The sequence below is a fragment of the Micromonospora arborensis genome, assembly GCF_003205615.1.
In the GTDB taxonomy this organism is placed as follows: domain Bacteria; phylum Actinomycetota; class Actinomycetes; order Mycobacteriales; family Micromonosporaceae; genus Micromonospora; species Micromonospora arborensis.
The window spans coordinates 43,108-46,026 of sequence record NZ_PYBV01000004.1; the positions used below are offsets into that span (position 1 = coordinate 43,108).

The 2,919-nt window shown below is 70.9% G+C and carries 3 protein-coding genes; all 3 read left to right on the forward strand.

Going from position 1 to position 2,919, the window contains the following annotated elements; genetic code table 11:
* Positions 1–370 precede the first annotated feature (370 nt).
* The 3 genes from C7C45_RS03095 (at position 371) to C7C45_RS03105 (ending at position 2,784) form a co-directional block, all read left to right on the forward strand.
* Positions 371–1,138: a helix-turn-helix domain-containing protein gene (locus C7C45_RS03095; protein WP_110562114.1), complete on the forward strand. Its 768-nt coding sequence runs from the start codon at positions 371–373 to the stop codon at positions 1,136–1,138.
* On the forward strand, positions 1,129–1,323 hold the full coding sequence (locus C7C45_RS03100) for a DUF397 domain-containing protein (RefSeq protein WP_110562110.1): 195 nt from the start codon (positions 1,129–1,131) through the stop codon (positions 1,321–1,323). The genes C7C45_RS03095 and C7C45_RS03100 overlap by 10 nt, the downstream gene beginning before the upstream one ends.
* Before the next feature lie 642 nt (positions 1,324–1,965).
* A complete protein-coding gene (locus C7C45_RS03105) occupies positions 1,966–2,784 on the forward strand; it encodes a G5 domain-containing protein (RefSeq protein WP_110562115.1) in 819 nt (272 codons plus the stop codon).
* Positions 2,785–2,919 lie beyond the last annotated feature (135 nt).

Consider the following 2,919-nt stretch of genomic DNA (forward strand, 5'->3'; position numbering starts at 1 on the left):
GGCCTCCTGGCCCCGCCCGCCTCCTGGCCTCCTGGCCCCGCCCGCTTCCTGGCCTCCTGGCCTCCTGGCCTCCTGTGTCGATCATGAAGTTATTGCCTCTCGCTGCGTGTCGTGGCGATAGCTTCATGATCAACCAGGCGGTGGGGGAGGCCGTCAGCGCCTGGAGCGCTGGGGGCATTTTGGGGGACGTTTCGGGGGCGTTGGTGGGGCACCTTGGGGGCGGTTGGCGGGCAGCTTGGAAGTGCGCCAACACGTCCGACCGCCACACGCCGGTAGGCCGCAGACACCGCCACTGAGCGTGGTTAACATGCGCCGCAGCGTGCATCGAGCGACGTCACGGTGTGCGCCTGGCGGGCGGGAGGCTCCGGTGGTGAACGAGGCGTTGCGGGTGGCGATGGCGGAGGCGGGCGAGACGGTCGAGTCGCTGGCCGAGAAGGTCCGCGTTGATCCCAAGACGGCCGCGCGGTGGCTTGCCGCGGGGCGTATCCCGCATCCGCGTACCCGGGTCGCGGTGGCCCAGGTCCTGCGCCGGGATGCGGCCGACCTCTGGCCGGAGCCGTTCCGCCGCCGTGACCTGCCGTGGTTCCGACCGTGGGCCGAGCTTGAACAGGACGCCATCGGCATCCGGTGGTACGAGCCGCTGCTCGTGCCGGGCCTGCTTCAGACCGAGGGGTACGCCCGCGCGGTGCTGGGTACCGGTGGCCTGGTCCCACCGTCCCAGGTGGATCTGATCGTCGCGAGCCGTCTCGACCGGCAGGCGGTCCTCAGCCGCGATGCCCCGCCGCAGCTCGTGACGGTGATCGACGAGGTGGTGCTGCGCCGGCTGGTCGGTGACCGCGCCGTGATGTCCGAGCAGTTGACCCACCTGGCGGCGGTCGCCGAGCGGGAGCACGTCCAGGTCCGGGTCATTCCCGCCGACAGCCCGTGGCACACCGGCCTGGCCGGCCCCTTCGTGCTGGGTCGCCTGCCCGACGGGACGGAATTGGCGTATCTCGACAACCAGCTCCGCGGTCAGGTCGTGACCGATCCCGCCGACGTCGCTAGCCTGGGACGGAGGTGGGAGAGCGTTACCGGTGAGGCGCTACCCCAACGCCGGTCGACCGAGCTGATCAGGGAAGTGGCCACGACATGGACATGACCGACGCCCGCTGGCGCACCGCGACCCGCAGCAGCAACAACGGCGGTGCGTGCGTCGAGGTGGCCGACAACCTGCCCGGTCGGGTGCTGGTGCGCGACAGCAAGGACCGCGACGGTGGCACCTTGGCCTTCGCGCCGGCCGCCTGGTCGTCCTTCGTCGACAGCGTCCGCCGATCCGGCCGCTGAACCCAGGCCGCTTTGCCCAGGCCCCGGCCGCTGACCACTCGGGTGCACGGAATGCGCGGGGTCACGGCGCGCAGACACCCCGACTTTCCGTAAGCCGAGTGGATCAAGATTCCCCGTTTGCGGGTGGCCCATGCTGAGCGTGGCCGACGCCTGCACGGGAAGTGCCGTGCTGGCCCCGATGCTCCTCCGGTGGTGCCGGTTTGTCATCGTGTCAGGCGTCCACGGCGCCCCCTGAGGAAGACTGATGCGCGCGCCCCTCCGGCCCCTCTCCCGGCGTGGACTGCTCAGCGGCACTCTCAGCTCGGCCGCCCTGATCGCCTTCCACTCACCGGCCGGGCGTTGGCCGACGCTGAGCCCGCGTGTTGACGGCATTTCGACACAACCCTCGTCGGTCGCCGTCGGCCCTTGTCGGAGTCTGTGAACCGACGCGAAATGACCCCTTACAAGGTGATCTGCGGGTCTTGTTGGCGCATGCAGCCACACGGTCGGCCCTGCCGGGCCGACCCGACGGTTCGTCGCAGTTGTCGATTCGTCGTCGGCGGGGGCGCCCGCCGATCATCCCCGTGCGGCGAACGGCGCGGGTGATCGTCGCGACGGCGGATATTGCAGCCAGTATTTACGACGACACTCATCGCCGTGACGATGCAACCACCGCAGAATCCTGGGCCGTACCCGCCGTCGTTCGCCCCGGGACCCCGACCGAACTGGTTCCGCCGGGCCAGCCCAGGCCGTCGAGTGGCCGTGATCCTCGGCTCGGTGGCCCTGTCGTTCCTGCTGCTCTGCTGCACCGGTGGCGCCATCGTCGGCGCGCTGACCGGCGAACCGGAGCCCACCCGCACCGGCACCGCGGCCGAGGAGCCGCAGCAACCCATCGTGGCGGCCCCCGCAGAGCCGACCGACGGCGCCGACGCGCAGGTGGCGTCGCCGATCGCCGATCCGTCTGCCACGCCGGTCCCGTCCGGTGCGGCGTCTCCGTCCGGTGCGGCGTCTTCTCCCGGTGTCGCGTCCTCGTCTGGTGCGGTGCCCTCGTCTGGCGCGGCGCCATCGCCGGTCGTGCGGGTGCGGACTGTCACCGAGCAGACCGCGATCAAACACGGTGAGCGGACCGTCAAGGACCCATCGCTGGCCGAGGGCAAGCGGGTGGTCCGCACCAAGGGCGTGAACGGCGTGCGGACGCTGACCTACCAGGTGACCACCACGGACGGCGTTCAGACGGCCCGGAAGCTGGTCACGTCCACCGTGACGAAGCAGCCGGTAACCGAGGTCGTCGCTGTCGGCACCAAGAAGCCACAGTCGTCGAGTTGCGACCCGAACTACAGCGGCTGCGTCCCGGTCGCCAGCGATGTCGACTGCGCGGGCGGCAGCGGTAACGGCCCCGCCTACGTCAACGGGCCCGTCAGAGTGGTCGGCACCGACATCTACGACCTGGACCGCGACGGCGACGGCACAGCCTGCGACTAACCCGCCCCGCCCCGAATTCCCCGCCCCGATTCCCCGCCCGGATTCCCCGCCCCGGATTCCCCGCCCGGATTCCCCGCCCCGGATTCCCCGCCCGAATTCCCCGCCCCGGATTCGCCGCCGATCTGTGAGTGGGGT

Excerpts from the sequence above, each read along its gene's own strand:
- C7C45_RS03105 (WP_110562115.1), top strand. The coding sequence starts at position 1,966 with ATGCAACCACCGCAGAATCCTGGGCCGTACCCGCCGTCGTTCGCCCCG.
- C7C45_RS03100 (WP_110562110.1), top strand. The coding sequence starts at position 1,129 with ATGGACATGACCGACGCCCGCTGGCGCACCGCGACCCGCAGCAGCAAC.